15 protein-coding genes and 3 pseudogenes are annotated in these 18,965 nt (G+C 61.4%); 9 read left to right on the top strand and 9 right to left on the bottom strand.

The annotated features are described in order from the left end of the window. Positions 1-2: 2 nt before the first annotated feature. The 6 genes from hisD to ACFHWW_RS18450 form a co-directional block, all read right to left on the bottom strand. Positions 3-1,331, bottom strand: a complete 1,329-nt coding sequence (hisD, locus tag ACFHWW_RS18425; protein ID WP_379939889.1) for a histidinol dehydrogenase — start codon at positions 1,329-1,331, stop codon at positions 3-5. 39 nt (positions 1,332-1,370) lie between these two features. Further along, a complete protein-coding gene (locus ACFHWW_RS18430; RefSeq protein WP_324763982.1) occupies positions 1,371-2,171 on the bottom strand; it encodes an ABC transporter permease in 801 nt (266 codons plus the stop codon). Then, positions 2,168-3,112: an ABC transporter permease gene (locus ACFHWW_RS18435; RefSeq protein WP_379939891.1), complete on the bottom strand. Its 945-nt coding sequence runs from the start codon at positions 3,110-3,112 to the stop codon at positions 2,168-2,170. The genes ACFHWW_RS18430 and ACFHWW_RS18435 overlap by 4 nt, the downstream gene beginning before the upstream one ends. A 68-nt stretch (positions 3,113-3,180) precedes the next feature. Continuing rightward, complete coding sequence (locus tag ACFHWW_RS18440; protein WP_100674381.1) at positions 3,181-4,296, bottom strand: ABC transporter substrate-binding protein; 1,116 nt, start codon at positions 4,294-4,296, stop codon at positions 3,181-3,183. Between the two features lie 33 nt (positions 4,297-4,329). Continuing rightward, positions 4,330-5,463, bottom strand: coding sequence for an ABC transporter ATP-binding protein (locus tag ACFHWW_RS18445; protein ID WP_379939893.1), 1,134 nt, complete (start codon positions 5,461-5,463; stop codon positions 4,330-4,332). Positions 5,464-5,769: 306 nt separating this feature from the next. Further along, positions 5,770-6,537 carry an SDR family NAD(P)-dependent oxidoreductase gene (locus ACFHWW_RS18450; protein ID WP_379939895.1) on the bottom strand — a complete coding sequence of 256 codons (768 nt, stop codon included), beginning with the start codon at positions 6,535-6,537 and terminating at the stop codon, positions 5,770-5,772. A gap of 127 nt (positions 6,538-6,664) precedes the next feature. Between ACFHWW_RS18450 and ACFHWW_RS18455 the strand changes: the two genes are divergently transcribed. From ACFHWW_RS18455 to ACFHWW_RS18480, 6 genes and pseudogenes are all read left to right on the top strand, one after another. Further along, positions 6,665-7,777, top strand: coding sequence for a histidinol-phosphate transaminase (locus ACFHWW_RS18455; protein ID WP_379939897.1), 1,113 nt, complete (start codon positions 6,665-6,667; stop codon positions 7,775-7,777). A gap of 465 nt (positions 7,778-8,242) precedes the next feature. Beyond that, entirely contained in the window at positions 8,243-8,827 is a 585-nt protein-coding gene (locus ACFHWW_RS18460; RefSeq protein ID WP_379939899.1) for a tyrosine phosphatase family protein, read from the top strand. Between the two features lie 35 nt (positions 8,828-8,862). Continuing rightward, positions 8,863-8,978 (top strand): annotated as a pseudogene (locus tag ACFHWW_RS18465) (IS21 family transposase); the annotation flags it as partial. A 620-nt stretch (positions 8,979-9,598) separates the two neighbouring features. Further along, positions 9,599-10,795 (top strand): annotated as a pseudogene (locus ACFHWW_RS18470) (IS256 family transposase). Between the two features lie 273 nt (positions 10,796-11,068). Continuing rightward, positions 11,069-11,200, top strand: a pseudogene (locus ACFHWW_RS18475) (exopeptide); the annotation flags it as partial. Positions 11,201-11,360: 160 nt separating this feature from the next. After that, positions 11,361-11,729 (top strand): lysozyme inhibitor LprI family protein, encoded by a 369-nt coding sequence (locus ACFHWW_RS18480; RefSeq protein WP_379939901.1) that lies wholly within the window; start codon positions 11,361-11,363, stop codon positions 11,727-11,729. Between the two features lie 587 nt (positions 11,730-12,316). On the opposite strand, the gene ACFHWW_RS18485 is transcribed toward ACFHWW_RS18480, so the two are convergent. From ACFHWW_RS18485 to ACFHWW_RS18495, 3 genes are read right to left on the bottom strand one after another with little or no spacing between them, the layout of a single operon-like run. After that, the gene (locus tag ACFHWW_RS18485) at positions 12,317-12,631 is read right to left on the bottom strand and encodes an antibiotic biosynthesis monooxygenase (RefSeq protein ID WP_379939903.1); all 315 of its coding nucleotides are present in this window, start codon (positions 12,629-12,631) and stop codon (positions 12,317-12,319) included. A 40-nt stretch (positions 12,632-12,671) separates the two neighbouring features. Then, the gene (gene lsrK / locus ACFHWW_RS18490; protein ID WP_379939905.1) at positions 12,672-14,234 is read right to left on the bottom strand and encodes an autoinducer-2 kinase; all 1,563 of its coding nucleotides are present in this window, start codon (positions 14,232-14,234) and stop codon (positions 12,672-12,674) included. A 4-nt stretch (positions 14,235-14,238) separates the two neighbouring features. After that, on the bottom strand, positions 14,239-15,186 hold the full coding sequence (locus tag ACFHWW_RS18495) for a sugar-binding transcriptional regulator (protein WP_100674376.1): 948 nt from the start codon (positions 15,184-15,186) through the stop codon (positions 14,239-14,241). A gap of 240 nt (positions 15,187-15,426) precedes the next feature. Here ACFHWW_RS18495 and lsrA point away from each other — a divergent pair, with 240 nt between their 5' ends. Genes lsrA through ACFHWW_RS18510 form a run of 3 tightly spaced genes read left to right on the top strand, consistent with a single transcriptional unit; the run spans position 15,427 to position 18,963 of the window. Further along, positions 15,427-16,929, top strand: a complete 1,503-nt coding sequence (gene lsrA, locus ACFHWW_RS18500) for an autoinducer 2 ABC transporter ATP-binding protein LsrA (protein ID WP_379939907.1) — start codon at positions 15,427-15,429, stop codon at positions 16,927-16,929. Next, positions 16,922-17,953, top strand: a complete 1,032-nt coding sequence (locus ACFHWW_RS18505) for an ABC transporter permease subunit (protein WP_379939909.1) — start codon at positions 16,922-16,924, stop codon at positions 17,951-17,953. The genes lsrA and ACFHWW_RS18505 overlap by 8 nt, the downstream gene beginning before the upstream one ends. Then, positions 17,950-18,963 carry an ABC transporter permease subunit gene (locus ACFHWW_RS18510; protein WP_379939911.1) on the top strand — a complete coding sequence of 338 codons (1,014 nt, stop codon included), beginning with the start codon at positions 17,950-17,952 and terminating at the stop codon, positions 18,961-18,963. Before ACFHWW_RS18505 ends, ACFHWW_RS18510 begins: the two co-directional genes overlap by 4 nt. Positions 18,964-18,965: the final 2 nt, after the last annotated feature.

Consider the following 18,965-nt stretch of genomic DNA (forward strand, 5'->3'; position numbering starts at 1 on the left):
GTTCAGGCGCCCTGCTTCAGATAGCGATCGCGCACCGGCGACACGGCAAGCGCATGCGAGGAGAAACCCTCGTAGATCGCCAGATTGTGGGAATGCTTTGCGAATTCCGGATAGGCCGGTGCCGTGACATAGCCGATCGAGCTGCGCTTGACGAAATCACTGACCGACAGCGGGCCGAACGTTCGGGCCCAGCGGCTGGTCGGCAATACGGCGTTCGGCCCAAGCGAAAAGTTGGCGATGCTGACCGGAGTATGGGGACCCATCAGGATTTCGGACGCTTCAGTGATGTGGCCGAGATGAATGAAGGGCTCTTCCGAGAGAAGCTCCAGATGCTCCGGCGCATAGGCGTTTACGAACTCGTAGCTTTCCTCGATGGACGAGGTGAGAACGATGCCGCCGGTCTTTCCGCTCAGCACGGCCGTTGAGAAGGCGACGCGCTGTTCGGTCATCTTCGCCCAGTGTTCTGGAAGGGCTGCGAGCGCCTCCTCGGCGACGCGGCGGCTGTGGGTAACGAGATAGGCAGAGGAATCCGGGCCATGTTCCGCCTCGATCAGCAGGTCGAGCGCGGCAAGACCACCATGGACCGTATCATCGGCGAGGATCATCACTTCGGACGGACCGGCAGGAAGACCAGTATCGATGACGCCGGAGAGCAAGCGCTTGGCGGCGACCACCCACGGGCTGCCGGGACCGACGATCTTCAGCGCCGGCTTGATGGTTTCGGTGCCATAGGCGACGGCAGCAACGGCCTGCGCGCCGCCCACCTTGTAGACGGTTTCGACACCGGCGAGGCGTGCGGCAACCAGCGTCGCAGCATCGACGGAACCGTCCGGTGCCGGCGGTGTGACGATGGCCAGATTGGAGACGCCCGCAACAACGGCCGGGACCGATGTCATCATAGTCACCGACGGGAAAGAACCTTTGCCGCGCGGCACGTAGAGCGCGACCGACTGAATGGGCGTAAAGCGGTCTCCCGCAAATGCGCCGGGACGGATCTCCTTCAGCCACATGGCTTCAGGCTTCTGCTCCTCATGGAATTTGCGGATGTTATCTATGCCGAATTGAACGGATTCGATCACGCTTGCATCAACCAGCTTGAAGGCCGCATCGAACTCGGCCGCGGTAACCTTCAGATTGGCTTCCGTGATGTCGGCCTTGTCGAGTTCGCGGCCAAATCGTGCAAGCGCCCTGTCACCCTCGGTGCGGACGGCTTCCACGATCGGCGCGACCTTCTCGATGAAGGCCGATATGTCGGTTTCCGAACGGCGCAGCAGGGCGGCCTTTTCCTCGAGGTTCAGCTTGGAATATTCGTAGAAAGACACGTTGGTCATCGTCTTGTCCTTGTATCTCGCCCTCGCAGGGCCGAAGGGTCATTTCGATTTCAGGAAGATGTCGAGACCGACCAGGCGGTCGAGCAGCGCGATCGCAACACCCGCGCAGGCGATGAACACCACGGAGATGGCGGCCAGGTCGGGCGTGATGATCGAGCGGATGGAGTTGTAGATCTGCACCGGCAGCGTCACGCTTCGAGCGTCGACCAGCAGGAGGCTAACCAGAAACTCGTTGAGCGCGAGGATGAACATCAGCAGCGATCCCGTGATCACGCCCGGCAAGACCGCCGGCAGCGTGATGTAGAGGAAGCGTTGCAGCGGCGGCGCTCCGCAATTGGCCGCAGCCAGTTCCAGGTCGGGCGACAGATTGCTGGCACTGGCCGTCACAGCCCAGACCATGAAGGGCAGGTTAATGACGGCGCAGGCGATACCCACCGGCCACAACCGCCCGAGAACGCCTATATTGCCGAGGACCAGCATCATGCCAATGCCGGAACCAATCAGCGGGATGGTGAACGGCAACAGCAGATAGATCTGGATCGATCGAGCAAACCGGACCCGATATTTGGCCAACGCGATGCCGGCGAGCGTGCCGACCGGGATCGAGACCACGGTGCATATCGTGGCGACGATCAGCGAACGCAGGAAGGCCTGCCTGAGGTCACTTGCCTGGGCGATCGCCCCGTACCATTTCAGCGATAGGCCGTCCGGCGGAAAGGTAATGATGTTTCCGGCCGTAAACGAGGCTCCGAGCACCACGACAGTGGGCGCAGACAACATCACAAGCGCAGTCGCAACGAAAGCCCATAGAACGAAGGATTTACTTTTGCTGCCCGTCATTTACGGCCTCCTGTCATGGCGAGCGTGCCTGCGCCGAATACCATGAACACGACGCCGACGAGCATGGACCCGACCGCAACGAGCATCATTGACAGCGTAGCACCCATGCCCTGGTCGGAGGTGCGGAAGAACTGGTCGTAGATCGCGTTGGCGATAAAGTCCTGCGTGCCGCCGCCGAGTATTGCGGGGATAGCGAAGTCGGTGAGCGACAGTGTCATCACGACTAGGCCGGCCCCCACGAGCCCCGGTCGGGAAAGCGGCAGAACGATGTGGCGAAAGGTGCGGGTCCAGCCCGCGCCGAGCGAGGCCGCTGCGGCCTCGAGGTCGCTGGGGATCGCGGTCAGAGCCGGTGCGAGCATCAGCACCGCAAAAGGCAGCATGTACTGAATGAGGCCGAACAGTACCGCAGGGTAGTTGTAGAGCAGCCGTATGGGCGGGACGCCTACGAGACCGAGCGCCTCGTTGACCATGCCCTGATTGCCGAGAATGATGAGCCAGCCATAGGCGCGCACAACCTGTCCGATGAAGAAGGGCAAAAACAACGCAACCAGCAGAAACTTGCGAAGCGTGGACGAGGGCGTGCGCACCATCAGATAAGCATATGGAAACGCGAACACCAGCGTGATCGCGGTCACGATCATCGAACCAATCAGGCTACGGCCTGCCACGGTCGCAAAGAAGCTCTCGGTCAGAACACGCTGATAATTGGCGAGCGTAAAGGTCTCCGACATCAGGAAGGTATTGGTATCGAGCGTTCTCAGGCTCGTATCGCCAATCTGGACAAGACCGAGCACAAGCAGCCCCACGAGCACAATCGCGGGCATCAGCATGAGATAAGGTAAGCCTCGCTGGAAGCTCGAGGGCCAGACGAAAGCCGCAAGGCGTTCGAGCATATCCATGACGCGCCACGTCAGGGGATATGCGGCACGGGAAGCGCGCATGGCATCGATCCTGTTTCACGAGAGAATGTTGCCCGCCGTGAGAAGGGACGCGGCGGGCACACAAGGCATCAGCCCTGCATGATTTCCTTGAACTTGGCGAACCACTGGCTCTCGTTCTCGACCTGTACCTTGGACGAGATACGGATCAGGTGTTTGAAGTCCTCTTCCGTGGTCGGGTAGGACGGATCGCCCACCAGATCGGCCGGCGGCGTGATGCCGGGGATGACGCCGGGAAGGCCGAGACCGTCGAGCCAGATCTGCTGTGCTTCCTTGGTCAGAGCGTGATCGATGTACTTCTTAGCCCAGTAAAGCTCATTTTCGGGCAGACCTTTCGGGATCCAAAGGCCGTCGGTGTCGAACTTTGCGCCTTCCTCCGGCACGACCCAGGCGATCTCGATCCCGTTCTTCTTGGCTTCGCGCGCATTGGTCGAGATGGTGCAGGCGGCGTCGATCTCGCCCTTCTGGAACCAGGTGGTAAAATCCGGGTCCTCGCCGAGCAGCGGCTGCTGCTCCTTGATCTTCGAGATGAAATCCCATGCCGGCTGCATGTTGGCGGGAATGTCCTCGAGCTTACCGCCGCCGGCGACCTGGGCCGGGAAGTGGAAGCCGATGCCGTCGTTATACAGCGCGATACGACCCTTGAGCTTGGGGTCGAGCAGATCCTTCCAGGACTTTGGTGCGCCGTTCGGGAAGGCCGACGGGCGATAGGCGAGCACGTAAACATAGCCGTAGGTATTGACGATCGGATAGCCGTCGAGACCGACCGGCTTGGCAAGATCCGTGGCGTTCTTGAGATTCGGCAGGTCCGACAGGTCCTCGGTGACCCCGCGCAGCGCCGACTTTGTCGCGTTCGTGGTCGTATCCCAGTTGATGTGGATCGGCGGGACACGCTTCTGGGCAACAGCGGCCCAGACCTTCGGCTGGATCTCGTTGTCCTCGGTCAGATCGTGACGAACGGCAATCCCGGTCATCTTGGTAAAGCTGTCGGACACGCCAGCCTTGAGGGCATCGACCCAGCTGCCGCCCCAGGCGCGAACGATGATCTCGGCCGGCTTTTCCGGCTCTTGGGCAAAGGCGCGACTGGCGCCGAGCGTCGAGAGCCCCGCCGAGGCGCCGGCCGCGGCGATCGACGCAAGCAACGTCCGGCGGCGGATCTGCGCGGACAGGAATTTTTCATGCGGCATTAGACATTCTCCTCTGGCTGGACCTTCTCGGGGTCATTTTTGAAAGACATGCATGTCCCTGGCATTCCAGCCGAGACGAACCTCGTCGCCCGGACCGAACTGCAAGTGAGATTCTGGATCGTGGTCGAAGACACGCATCAGCACGCCGGCCAGCCTCGGAACCTGAATTTCGTAAACGACGCGTTCGCCTTCGAAAATGCAATCGACGACCTGACCGTCGACCACCGTTTCGAGTCCCTCGAGTGGCCTATCCTTCGGTGCGATGCGGATCTGTTCCGCACGAACCGCGCCGCTGCAGGATATCCCGGTCGCAAGGGCAGCATCGGCAGGGATCCCGACGAGACGCACACCGTTGGCTTCGAACACGGCTCGCGCCGAAGTGAGTTCGACAACGTTGCCTTCAACGAAATTGGTGACGCCGATGAAGTTTGCGACGAAAGCGTTCGACGGCGCGCGATAGGCATCGACCGGCCGGGCCTTTTGCTGAATGGAACCGCCATTCATGACGATGACCTCGTCGGAAACCACCAGCGCCTCTCGCTGGTCATGAGTGACATTGATCGTGGTGACGCCGAGCTCTTTTTGGATGCGGCGGAACTCGAGCTGCATCTCCTCGCGCAGCTTGCGATCGAGCGCAGCAAGCGGTTCGTCAAGCAGAAGCAGGTCCGGCTCGAACACCAACGCACGGGCGATAGCGACACGCTGCTGCTGACCGCCAGACAACTCATTGATCCGCCGGCCGCCATAGCCGCCGAGGCGCACGAGATCGAGATAGCGCGCGACCTTTTCCGGGATCGTGCGGGCATCATGGCGTCGCATCTTGAGCGGAAAGGCGACGTTTTCGGCCGCCGTCATATGAGGAAAAAGCGCGAGCTTCTGGAACACCATGCCGATAGCGCGCTTGTGCGCCGGCACGGCACTGACCGGCCGCCCATTGATGAAGATCTCACCGTGGGTCGGCCGGTCGAAACCGGCGATCATGCGCAGCAGTGTCGTCTTACCGGATCCGGACGGTCCGAGAATGGTCAGGAACCGCCCCTTCGGGAGGTCGAATGAGGCGTTGCTGACAGCGTGAACATCGCCGAAAGCCATGCCGACGTCCTGGACGGAAACAGCGACCGGATTGACGGATCCGTTCGGACGGAGACCAGCAGCAACAACGCCCATTAAATTCCCCTGTCTTGCTCCAACCGACAAGACCGCGGCGAAGCTTTATTCTATTCGACCCGGCGGAAAGGCACTCCACCAACCTTTACGTCTATTTGTCTATACATATTAGTACAAGTATCGTCAACCAGCATTGCGCATTTTTTGCATTGCAATTCTACATGCCAACTATTTGTGCAGATGCGAAAGGAAGGCGCAAAGCCGCTGACAGTTTGGCTAGCGACGGACAGAATGACAAGCAGTCAAGACGGGTCCGTCGCACCGTTTGCACCCCACACGGAGCATTCATGCAGGCTCGCGCACGGATCAGATCGAGGCGAGATAGCCGCCGTCGACTGGAATACAATGCCCCGTGATATAGGCAGCCGCATCGCTGCAGAGGAAAACCGCGACACCGCCGATGTCGCTTTCCTTGCCGAAGCGCCGCTGAGGGATTTTTTCCAGCATGCTGGATTGCCAATCCTCGTCCTCGTAGAAGCCCTCAGTCATGGCGGTGCGGAAATAGCCGGGCGCTATGGCGTTGACCCGGATGTTGTGCGTTGCCCACTCGGTTGCCAGGGCACGCGTTACGCCGAGTAAGCCCGACTTCGAGGCGCCGTAGGGTACCGCCGTCGGAATGCCGACATAGGATGTCAGGGAGCAGAGATTGACGATTGCTCCGCCGTTTGCGTCCGCCATGATCCGGCCCGCCGCCTGGGCACAGAAGAAGGCGCCCTTCAGATTGGTCGAGACGATCGCTTCCCAGAGCGCCTCGTCTACATCGAAGGAAGGCCGGACATTCTCGAACCCGGCATTGTTGACCAGGATGTCGAGACCGCCCAAACCCTCAGCCGCTGCTCTCGTGACGCTTGCGCAAGCCTCAACGTCGCGCACGTCCTGGGCAAGCGCCACGGCGCGGCTGCCGGCCTTTTCGATCAGGGCCCGGGTCTCAGCCAAGCCCTCTACCGTTCGCGCGGTTACCGCCACGTGCGCACCGGCCTCGGCCAGGGCGCAAGCGATAGACTGCCCTATGCCGCGGCTTGCTCCCGTAACGAGGGCGCGGCGGCCGGAAAGGTCGAAGATCGGGCGGGTCATTACGGCTCCTGTCCTGTTCCAACCTGGATGACATCATTATCTCGACAACATGTCTATACATATATACAGATCATGAATCCCGGCTTATGAATAGCGCATAGCAAGGGTACTTCATGGAGACGGTAAAATGGCAAACCCATCAACCCCCATACGGAAAGAAATCCGCTCGATCGCCCCCTATAATGCCGGACTGACGCTCGAAGAGGTGCGGTCGAAGTACCATGTCGACGACGTCGCCAAGCTCGGCTCCAACGAGAACCCTCTCGGCCCCTCGCCCGCCTTGCGCGGGCTTTTTCCCGACATCGGCGAACTAGCTCGGCTCTATCCCGATCCGCAGGGCCGCGCGCTCTGCGCCCGCCTGGCTGCCAGCTTCGATGTCGAGAACAATCAGGTTATCCTCGGCAACGGCTCGGAAGATCTGATCGCCGTAATTTGCCGCTCGGTGGTGCGTGCGGGCGACACTGTGGTAACGCTCTATCCATCCTTCCCACTGCATGAAGACTATACGACCCTGATGGGCGGAAAAGTCGATCGCGTCACCGTTGCACCGGACCTCACCGTCGACATGGACGCCGTTCTCGCCGCAATTGCCCGCAAGCCTCGCATGCTGATGTTCTCGAACCCAATGAACCCTGTCGGCTCATGGCTGACACCGCTTCAACTGGAAAAGGTTATCGCCGCGCTCGATCCGGAAACGCTCATCGTGGTGGACGAGGCCTATGCGGAATATGCAGCCGGCGACGACTATCCAAGTGCCGCCGACATCCTGAAGGTGACGGGCTTGAACTGGGTCGTGCTACGTACCTTCTCGAAAGCCTACGGACTGGCAGGCCTGCGCATCGGCTATGGTATTGTCAGCGACGGCAGCCTTTGCGATTTTTTCAATCGTGCGCGTACTCCGTTCAACACCAATGCGATCGCCCAGGTATCCGCCCTCACCGCCTTTGATGATACCGATCACCTTAACCGTTCCGTCGAGCTTGCTCTGGTCGAACGCGAACGGATGAAGACAGAACTCACGACGATGGGCTACCGGATTGCACCATCGAAATGCAATTTTCTGTTCTTTGACACACGCACAGATGCAACCCGGATGGCCGAAGCACTGCTCCGGCAAGGCGTCATCGTCAAACCCTGGAAACAACCCGGCTTCGAGACGTATATTCGCGTCAGCATCGGCTCGCCTGCGGAAAACGATCACTTCATCGACGCGTTGAAGAAGGCTGAGGCCGCCGGGTAAGGCAGGCGTAAAGCGGACGGCAAGCACAAATGGTCGTCCGGAGAAGTGATTGGAACCTTTATTGGCTTTCGCTCATGCCGCACTTCGACTGCGGTGCATTCAACCTCCCTGCCCTATCTCCGCGCGGCCAGTTGGCGTTTCTTGAGCGTGGCCGCGGCGAGTTCTGGCGGGCAGTTCTGATCGCTGCGGCGCGGCGACATGCCGAGGGAAGGCTGCCTACCGGCTGCACCGCCTCAAATGACGCGCGTTTCGGGCGGAGCATTCCCGCCAAGTCCGGTCCTTAATTCTAAACGTCGCGGCGAGATTGAGGACCGACAGGTCCGGCCGGACTGATCCGCAAAACAGATCGGGGTGAGTATTTGGATCCCGCCTATCGCGGCCGCCCAAACCGATGTATGTCAAGTTCGTTAGCTTGTCGCTCAGGAGCGCGATTGCGCTGAAAGCGGAAAACGGGATTGAACGGATATGGATGTCATTTTCACACCGGAGCTGACAGTTTGCGGGATTGAGGAACTGCCGGGCCAGAGCACACGCAACGTCACCCATGTCCTGTCGCTGATCGATCCCGAATATCCCGAGTTGGACGCCTTCCAGACCTACGGCAAACACCACCGCACCACGCTACGCTTCCACGACATCATTGCGGAGGCGCCTGGGCGGGTGATGCCCCATCCGGACCACGTGGCAGAGATCCTCCGCTTCGGAACGGATTTTCAGTCAAGGCAGGATGCAAATGGCTCAAGCCATCTGCTCGTCCATTGCCATATGGGTGTGTCGCGCTCGACGGCCGCCATGCTGTCACTGATGGCGCAGACGAACCCAGATGCGTCTGCCGAGGACCTGTTTGCCCGTTTGATCGTGATCCGGCCGCAAGCATGGCCGAATTCGCAGATGATCCGTTTCGCCGACGAGCAACTTGGACGCAAAGGCGACCTGACAGCCGCGCTCGGCCGCCATTATGGCCGGCAAATCAAAAGCCGACCGCAGTTCACCGAGTGGATGACAACGCTGGGTCGACAGGCCGAGTTGCAAATGGCGGTTCTGAACTGACCGCACATGCGGGGCCACTTGGAACAAGTTAGAGGTTGGAAGGAGCTTTCCTGCGGTTTGGCGGTGTTCCCAGTGAGGTACTGCTGGATAATGCCAAGCCGCTGGTTGAGTACTACGACGCAGCTACGCGGGAGTGCGCTTCAATGCGCGGCCATCTTGCCTAATAGAGGCGCGGAACGACGAAACCGAGCTCCAGCCTGTTTTTGAGAGCAGTGAACCTCCCCCCTCCCCGCAGCACCGTGATGACCTGGGATGCAGCGGCTGGCCCGCTAGGGCCGCGGCCAAGTGAAATGAGCGTACCAAGCGCAGACGCTTCAGCGTCGAAGCCAGTTCGCGCGCAACTTGACCGGTTAACAGCGTAGCCGCAGGAGGCTTAGCATTAGCGCCGCCCGAAGGGCGGAAGCCGGGACCGACTGCGCCCGGCAAGTTGCTCCGTCTCCTGCGAGTTCATTGGCTGACCTTTGCATTCAATTTTGGGCGCTGCCTGAAATAACTATGAACAGGACGTGAGCATGGCCAAACCCACCCATGGATGGCCTTGACCGGACGGCCCATCGTGGCTTGCCGAACGCACCGACGCCGTTGATTGGCAGATAGGCAGCAAGGCCCGCCTTGGTCGTGTCCCGACAGGTGGTGTAGCTCGGCGGTAGCGAAGCCGCTCGCGAGCGCGCCCTTAACAGCGCCGTAGTGAGCGGGCGGCGGAGCGGTGGTCATCGATGTTCTCCGGTAGGGTCGGGTTGCTGACACCAACCTGATTCGAAGGAACCACCGATGACCGACGACATGATGAACCTGCGTGCGCTCGTGGAGAAGTCCCCCGACGCCGAACTTTTGCGCGAGATGATCGGTTTTGCCGCCGAGCGGCTGATGGAGCTGGAGGTGGGGGCCGCCACCGGTGCCGGCTATGGTGAGAAGAACCCGCTGCGGACTGCCCAACGCAACGGCTACCGCGAGCGGGATTGGGAGACGCGCGCCGGAACCGTCGAGCTGCGCATTCCGAAGCTTGAGGCAAGGGCTCTTACTTTCCGGGCTTCCTGGAGCCGCGGCGCATGGCCGAGAAGGCGCTGACGGCGGTCATCCAGGAAGCCTATGTGCAGGGAATCTCGACCCGCTCGGTCGACGATCTGGTCAAGGCCATGGGCATGAGTGGCATCTCCAAGAGCCAGGTCAGCCGGCTGTGCGAGGAGATCGACGGCAAGGTCAAGGCCTTCCTCGATCGGCCGATCGAGGGTGACTGGCCATATCTATGGATCGATGCAACCTACCTGAAGGTCCGCCGCGGCGGCCGGATCGTCTCCGTCGCCGTGATCATCGCCGTCGGTGTCAACAGCGACGGTCGCCGGGAGGTGCTGGGCATGGAGGTCGGCACCTCGGAGGCCGAACCGATCTGGACCGAGTTCCTGCGCAAGCTGACCCGGCGCGGACTGCGCGGCGTCAAGCTGGTCGTCTCCGATGCGCACGAGGGCCTCAAGGCGGCCGTCACCAAGGTTCTCAGCGCCACATGGCAGCGCTGCCGGGTTCATGCGCAACGTTCTCGCCCACGCCGGCAAGAGCGGCCGCCGTGTCGTCTCCGCCTTCATCGCCACCGCCTACGCCCAGGAGACACCGAAAGCCGCAAGCGCCCAATGGCGCGCCGTCGCCGACCAGATCCGGCCGAAGGTGCCCAAGCTCGCCGTCATCATGGATGATGCCGAAGAAGACGTTCTCGCCTACATGACCTTCCCGAAGGAGCACCGCGCCAAGCTGCACTCGACCAACCCGATCGAGCGCCTCAACGGCGAAATCAAGCGCAGGACCGAGGTCGTCGGCATCTTCCCCAATGATGACGCCATCGTCCGCCTCGTCGGCGCGATCCTGCTCGAGCAGAACGACGAATGGGCTGTGCAGCGCGCCAGATACATGACGCTGGAAACCATCAGCCAGATGAGCGATGATCCGCTCATCAGCCTGCCAGCCGTGGCGCGCTGATCATACCGGCCCATGCCGGAGAACGCGGCCACCCAGCCGCCACCTACACCACTCCCTGGGACATGATCCCCGCCTTTGCCGACGCAAAGAAGTTCTACGTCAGACGGTGAACCTTGGATCCCGGTTAACACAGTCGCGATGCGGAGCCGTCCTGATCTTTTTAGGGAAGGAACGACCAGGCACGAGCCCCGATCTTCACGAACAACTGTCCGCCTTCCCGATCTTCGGGAGGCATTGCCTCGAATTGCTCACATTCGAAACTGCTAATAATGCATGGACAAAGCCGGCGTCGCCTTCCTCGTACTCATCTGCATCCTCGTCGCTCTCGTGGTGAGCATCCTGGGATTCGTCCCAGAAGAGGTGCCACCCGATGTACCGGAGGTGACCCCTCCGACGCCCCCGAGAGGAACTAGCTTTCAGGGACACATGGATCACTCCACTTTGGCGGTTACTCCGGCGGGAGACGGATAAATTTGGCTACTTATTTTGCCTAAACTCCTGCGCGCACGTCTTGTCCCAGTCACCATCGGTGGCTGCTACAACTGTCGAACGCGAGGAGCTTGCAATGCGTACTCTATTGATCCCAGCTGTGATGCTTATCGGTTCGTTTGGAGCTGTTGCTGTTGCAGCCGAAGGCGACGAGGCGTTCGCTACAGCTGACAAGGAACTGAATTCGACGTTCAACGAAATCGAGGCACGCATTGGCGATGACGCCGACACGAAAAAGCTGCTTGTCACCGCCCAAAAGTCGTGGACTTCCTTTCGCGACGACGAGTGTGCATTCCAGACATCAGCCAGCGCCGACGGCAGCGCCGATCCTATGCTCGTGGCCGGGTGCAAGACGGTACTGACGACAGATAGAACGAAGGCGCTGAAGGCTTACCTCAATTGCCAGGAAGGCGATCTTTCCTGCCCGGTACCGTCCGGGCAATGACGTTTAATAGGCGACCACCCTACGGCATAGTCGGCGTCATTGGGTGGTTGCGCGTGAGCGTTTGTAGGCGCGCAATCGAACCCGGTCTTTCGTGGTTATGAGCCACGCGGCTTACCAGTTGCCCTGCCTGCGTTGAATCTCGACAATATGCGGCTACGGCGGGAGGTGGTGAACTCCTCCATAGGGCCCGGCGAGTGTTCCTCTAATCGAGGTCCGCGATCACAACAGCCCGCAAATCACCTATGATTGCAAAGAGCCTGGACTAAGCGACGCCATCGATTGTTCAAGCGGAACTTCGACGCGGACAAGCCCTGAAAGCGTTTCCACAAGCGTCGTACCTGCTGGTGACGTCGAGAACGGTCGCGAGCATGCCACCGAGCCGGTGCGACGGCGGGATCGTGAGGTCCCGCGCAAATAATGACGGAGCTCGAGCCACCTGCGCCCTGCGTAACGAAGAAGCGCCATCGCGTAGACCGGCAGAAGCCGCCCGCCCAAAACCTTCGGGGCAGTCTGGTCCGTGGAACGTCAGGCAAATCATGCCCTTTGGTCACGCTGCCGTCCGACGAGCTCTGCCGTGTTCCAACCCGCTAGGCTTGGCCCGCGCCGAGAAAATCGGCCATCTCGACATTATAAAAGGTCTTGGTTCGTGGGCCGGCGAGGATCGGGTCGATCCGGCGCACGCATTCCTGGTAGTGTTCGGTTTTGCGGTGCGCGTCCAGCGCCTCGGGCGACTTGAAGACTTCATAGATGACGAAGCTGTGGTCGTCGTCCGGATTGCGCAGGACATCAAAGCGCAGGTTACCGGGCTCCTGGCGCGTGCCTTCGTAGTTTATGCGGAACGCCTCCAGAAACTCCGGGGCGTGGCCTTGCTTGACGTTGATGCTGACCATCTGGATGAGCATGTCGTAATTCCTGCTGTGTTGATTGACGGATCTATAAAAGTCAGAGGCCTGGTGCCTTCCACATGGCAGTGGTGACGCCCTCATCCACGAGCTGTCGCTGCAGCGCGTAGGCACGTGCCCAGCGCTCGCCCGCCGCGTCGTAGATAGCCTTATGCTCGAGATTCGGCTCAAAACGCTGGTCCCAGCGCACCCAGCTTTCCGCCGCCTCGACGAAATTGTGGCGCAGGCCGATGCCGATTGCCGCCGCCGCAGCGCAGCCGAGCGCCGTCGCCTCTTTGATCACGGGCGTGACGACCGGAAGGCCGGTGGCGTTCGAGAGGATCTGCGACCAGTGAGCTGATTTCGACGCACCGGCAGCAAAGACGATCTTATCCGGCGTTTTGCCGGAAAGCTTGAAGACAGCCGAAAGGTTGCGGGCCGCGACAATCGCCGCGTTCTCCTGAAGGGCGCGAAAGATCGCCGCTTTTCCCGATTTTTCCGGGTCGATGGAGAGGTTCAGAAGCGACGGCGCGGCGTGATACCAGTTGCCATAGTGCATGACGTCGGAGAAGACCGGAATGATGCCGTAGGCGCCGACTGGCACGCCGGCTGCTTTCTCCTCCAGGAGCCTGTAGGCATCGCCGCCGGGTCCGGCCGCCGCGAGCTCTTCCGCGCCGAAACTGTCGCGGAACCAGCGCATAACGATGCCGACGAAGAAGCTGATCGCCTCGACCTGGTTGAGGCCGTTGACGACATGCGGATTGATGCGCAGGTCCATAGACGGATCGGAGGCGGACGGGCTGACATTCACCACCTGCTGCCAGAAAGTGCCCCCAAGCACGGCGCAGTCACCTTCATTCACGACACCGATTGCCGCTGCCCCGATCTGGCAGTCGCCGCCGCCCATGACCACGGGCGTGCCCGCGGCAATGCCCGTCTCACTAGCCGCCTTTTCGGTGACGCGGCCGATCACGGTGCCCGGCTCGACGCTTTCCGGGAAGATATCGTCGCGCATGCCGGCCTTGCTCAGCGCCTCAGGCATCCAATCGCGTTTCGTCAGGCTGTAAAGACCGGTCGTCCCGGCGTTGGATGGATCGCTCGCGATAACGCCGGAGAGACGCGCCAGAATCCAGTCGGACAGCATGCTGATCCTGTGGATGCGGGCATAAACGTCCGGTAGGTTGCGCTTCAGCCAGAACAGGCGCGGCAGGGCGCCGAGCGCGAAGGTCTGCCCGCTCTCAGTATAAAGCGCCCGCTCCAGATCGGCAAAATCGCGCTTCAGGTCGCGCACCTCGCTCACGGCGCGGCTGTCGACGTTGGCGCAGGCCCAGATTTCCCGGCCACTGCCGTCATAGGCGACGATCGCCTCGCGCATGCTGGTGGCACTGACTGCACGGATATCGGCGGGTGCAATGCGGGCTTCGGCGACCGCCTGGCGAATGGCGCGCGACAGCAGCGACCAGTTGCCCTCCACATCGAAGTCCATCGAGCCCGGAAAGCGCGGATCGGCCCGGTGCCACCATTCGTGTTGGGCGCTGGCGATCTGATTGCCGTTTTCGTCGAAGATCACCGCGCGGCCGCTGCCGGTGCCGGCATCGACGGCCAGCAGATAGGAAGTCGTCATGGTCTCAGTCCTCGATCTCGATGAGGCCGTTCGCGGTCGTCTCGTCGGTTATGAGGATGCCGACGAACTTTCCGCGAAGCGCTGCATGGATGGCCTGTACCTTATGGATGCCACCCGCCGCCGCCACGACCTTTTCCGCGCGAGACAGCGCCGCGAGCTTCACGCCGATCACTCGATCATGCAGCGGCAACTCGAGTGGCTCTCCGCATTCGTTGTAGAATTGGCAAAGGATATCGCCGACGGCGCCCTTGCGGCGCAGCGGCTCCACCTCGTCGGGGCTCACATAGCCGGAACGCACGACAGTGGAGATGGCCGAAAGTTCGCCGATGCCAACGAGCTGGTAACTCGCGTTGAGCGCCATTTCGAGCAAGTTGGCGACGGCGGGTTCGGATGAGAGGTTGCGCGCGACATCCGGGTCGCGCACGACGAGCGGCGCCGGTACGAGATGAACGCTGCTGCCCCAATTGGCCGTTCGCATGCCGTCAACATAGGTGCCGACGCCGCCGGTCAGGCTGACGAGGCCAATATTGCGCTCGTTGGCGAGGTGGCCGAGCCGCTGGATGGTGTTGCTCACGGTCGCGCCCCATCCGACCGCGAGAAGGTCGTCCGGCTGAAGCCGTTGCATGAGAAACTGCGCGGCCGCCTGACCAAGCCGGTCACTCGGATCCTGATCGGGAAGCTGCGGCACCACGTAGGCTTCCAACAGCCCGTAGCGCTCCTTGATCTGCCGCTCGAGCGCCAGGCACCCCTGATATCGCGAGTTTATACGCACCTGGATAATGCCGGAGCGCCGGCCGCTCTCCAAAAGACGCGACACCTTGATGCGCGACATGTTGAGTTTTTCGCCGATCTCATTCTGCGTCAGACCGTCGTTGTAGTAATACCAGGCGATACGGGTAAGGATCTCCTCGTCCGTATCGGCATAGCTCCATTCCCCGTTGTCCGACGCCATGTAAGCGGCTCCCTCGGTCGATCTCTGATCATTTGAATAACAATAAAACTTTTGATACGTCAACGCATCAGGGCCGCGAAAAATTCTTCTTATCTGCAATCTATTGATTCCGACGAGAATTCTGCGCAATTCGCCAGAGCGCCGGCCCCCTACATGCGGTCATGATGTTACGGGCATATTGACGACCACCGAGCCATGTGATCACATGACTTAGACAGGTTACATATGAACAGGTGCGGAATGAATGGGAGCCCTGTGGCCGAGAGGGTCGCGAAGCTGACGGACATTTGGAAGTCCTACGGTGCCGTTCCGGTGCTGAAGGGCGTCTCGTTGGTTTTGCAGGCGGGAGAGGTGCATGCGCTTCTCGGCGGCAATGGCGCTGGCAAGTCGAGCCTCATGAAGATCATGTCGGGCGTCATTCCTGCCAATGCCGGCGCCATCGAGATCAACGGCCTCGACCTCACCCATGCATCGCCGGCGCTCGCGCAGGAACTCGGGCTCTACCTGGTGCCGCAAGAGGCGCATATTCTTCCCAACCAGAGCGTCCTGGAAAACATCTGCCTCGGCCTGGCCGCCTCTCCCCGCGCACTGCGGCCGCGCGTCGAGCAGCTCGTCGCCGAGCTCGCCGTCTCGCTCGACCTCGACGTGCAGGCCGCCGCACTTGAAATCGCGGAGCGGCAGATTGTCGAAATCCTGCGCGGGCTCGTGCGAGACGCCCGCGTGCTGATACTCGACGAACCGACCTCGGCGCTAACCCCCTTCGAGACCAGCACCCTCTTTCAGCGCGTACGCAAGCTTCAGAGCCAGGGCGTCGGCATCATCTTCATCTCGCACAAGCTTCGCGAGATTCGTGAGATCTGCGGCACAATCAGCGTACTGCGCGACGGTGTGATCGTACTCTGCGGGCCGCTCGACAGCTACAGCGATGCCGAGATCATCGACGCGATGAGCCGAGTGCAGATCGCGGATGATGCCGAAAAGAACCGTGTAGGCCGCAAGGTTTCGCAGATCGGCAAGCCGCGTCTCAGCGTTCGCGACCTCAGCGGCGAAGGTTTCCGCGATATCAGCCTTGACGTGCGGGCCGGCGAAATCCTCGGCCTTGCCGGAGTCGTGGGCGCCGGACGCACGGAGTTCGCCGAAACGCTCTTCGGCCTTCGGCCGCAGACGGCGGGCAGCGTCGTCTTTGATGGTGTGGAACTGAAGAAGCGCTCGCCGCGCAGATGCATCGACCTCGGCCTCGTCTACCTGCCTGAAGACCGCCAGCAGCACGGCCTTTTCCTTGAAGCACCGCTCTCATGGAACGTTTCGTCCTACCTCGTGCACCGCCTGCCCTTCTTTTTGCGGCCCGGCGCCGAGCGGAAAGTCTTCGACGCGTTCCGCGCGAGCATGGGCATCAAGTGCACCGGCGCCGACCAGGAGGCGCGCGGTCTTTCGGGCGGCAACCAGCAGAAGGTGCTGCTCGCCAAGTGCCTTTCCGCCCGGCCCAAGGTGCTCATCCTCGACGAGCCCACGCGCGGCGTGGACGTCGCGGCCCGCAACGATATCTACGACCTCATCCGCCGGCTTGCCGCGGACGGGGTCGCCATCACCCTCATTTCATCCGACTTCGACGAGATCGAACAGCTTGCCGACCGGGTCGAGATCATGGCCTTCGGCCAGTCCGGCGGCGAACTCACGGACCAGATCTCGGTTGACGCCATCGCCCGCCTCGCCTTCGGCGCCTCGGAGGGTCGCCATGCTTGATCTCTTTGCCCGCAATCGCGTCGCAACGCTCATCCTGGTGCTCGCCGTCGCCTACGCGGCAATCGGCACGGTCGCCCCAGGCTATCTGTCCGGCGCCACGGCCTCGGTGGTCGTCTCCAACAGCCTCGTCCTGATGCTGATCTCGCTCGGGACAATGATCGTCATCGTGACTCGCAATATCGATGTGTCGAGCGGTTCGGTGCTTGGCCTCAGCGCCGCCGTACTTGGCCTTTCACTCACAGCCGGCGTGAGCCTTCCGCTCGCCATCGCCTTCTGCCTTGCAACCGGTGCTGTCGCTGGGGCTCTCAACGGCCTGATGGTTGCCTATCTCGGCATTCCATCCATCGTCGCCACGCTCGGCACGCTTGGTCTTTATCGCGGCATCATGCTTGTCCTGACCGGCGGGCGCTGGATTGAGGACCTGCCGCAGGGTCTGAAGGCGCTCGCTGCCAATCTCGGCTTCGGCGTCTCCATCCTCACGATTGTTGTGCTGGCACTTGTTGCGCTTGCCTGGATCGTACTGCGAAAGACGCGCTTCGGCCGCAATTTCTACGCGGTTGGCGACAACCGCGCGGCCGCCCACCATCTCGGTGTACCGGTTAAGCTGGTGCAATTTTCCGCTTTCGTCACGACGGGCGTCTGCGCCGCCCTCGCCGGCCTCGTCTTCGCCGCACAGATCGGCTTCATCCCAAATCAGGCCGGCAACGGCATCGAACTGAAGGCCATTGCCGTCAGTGTGCTAGGAGGCGTGAGCCTTCTCGGAGGCACCGGCTCGGTCGCTGGGGTCTTCACCGCCGTCATCTTTATCACCTCGATCGACAGCGCCCTCGTTTTCTTGAAGATCCCGGCCTATTGGAACGACTTCATTGCAGGCGCGATCCTGCTCTCGGTGCTGCTGCTCGACGGCCGCATCCGCCAGGTTATCGACCGGCGCATCCGTGCCCGCCGCTATCGGCTGCACGAGCGCGGCCCAACACAATCCCGTGAGACGACGACGGCGCGCAATATGGAGGCAAGCCGATGAAAAAGCTGATCTTCCGCTGGGAGACCGCCCTCTTCGCCATGCTCGTCGCAGAACTTGTCATCTTCGGTCTCGTCAATCCGCGCTTCCTCAATTTCGCGAACCTAATCTACGGCACGTCAGACTTCGTCCAGATCGGCATCGTCGCCCTACCGCTGACCCTTGTCATCATTGCCCGCGGCATCGACGTCTCTTTCGCCTCGGTAATCGGCCTTACCGCTATCATCTTCGGCGTCGCGACGTTCTACGGCGTGCCGCTTCCGCTTTCCATCTTGCTCGCTCTGGTGACCGGCGCGGCCTGCGGGCTCCTCAATGCCACGGTCATCCACCTGTCGAAGATACAGCCGCTCGTCGTCACGCTCGGCAGCCTCTATCTCTTCCAGGGCACGGCAACCGTTGCTTCCGGTCTGGTCGGCGCGGGCGGCTACGAGGGCATCGGCAACTTTCCGGAGGCCTTCAACGCCTTCGGCTATGCTGAAATCCTTGGGCTGCCGGCACCTCTGGCGCTCTTCCTCGCACTCTCGCTCGTGCTCATCGTCCTTCTGCATTTCACTCGCTTCGGTCGTACAGTGTTCCTTTCCGGCCAGTCTGAAAGCGCCGCCCGTTTCGCCGGTATCCCGGTCGGCCGCGTCCAGACGATCACCTATGTCATTACCGGCGTTTCGGCGGCGATCGCCGGCCTCGTGATGTCGGCCTATTTCGGCTCCGCGCGCGTCGACCTCGGTTCGGCGACCCTGCTGCCGGCCGTCACCGCGGCCGTACTCGGCGGCGCTTCCATCTATGGCGGTCAGGGCTCCATCCTCGGCACCCTGCTCGCCACCTTCGTCATCGGTTACCTGCAGCAGGGTTTGCAGGCAGCCGGCGTCCCCAGCCAGATTTCCAGCGCACTTTCGGGAGGGTTGCTGGTTGTCGCGGTCGCATTGCGCCACGCAAGCGCGATGCTGGCCGATTTCATCGCAGTCGCCCGGCAACAGAGACAGAACCGGGCGGCCGTCATTTCAGGAGGAGAATGAGA

The sequence above is a fragment of the Sinorhizobium sp. P24N7 genome (genome assembly GCF_042436655.1).
Lineage (GTDB): Bacteria > Pseudomonadota > Alphaproteobacteria > Rhizobiales > Rhizobiaceae > Sinorhizobium > Sinorhizobium meliloti_A.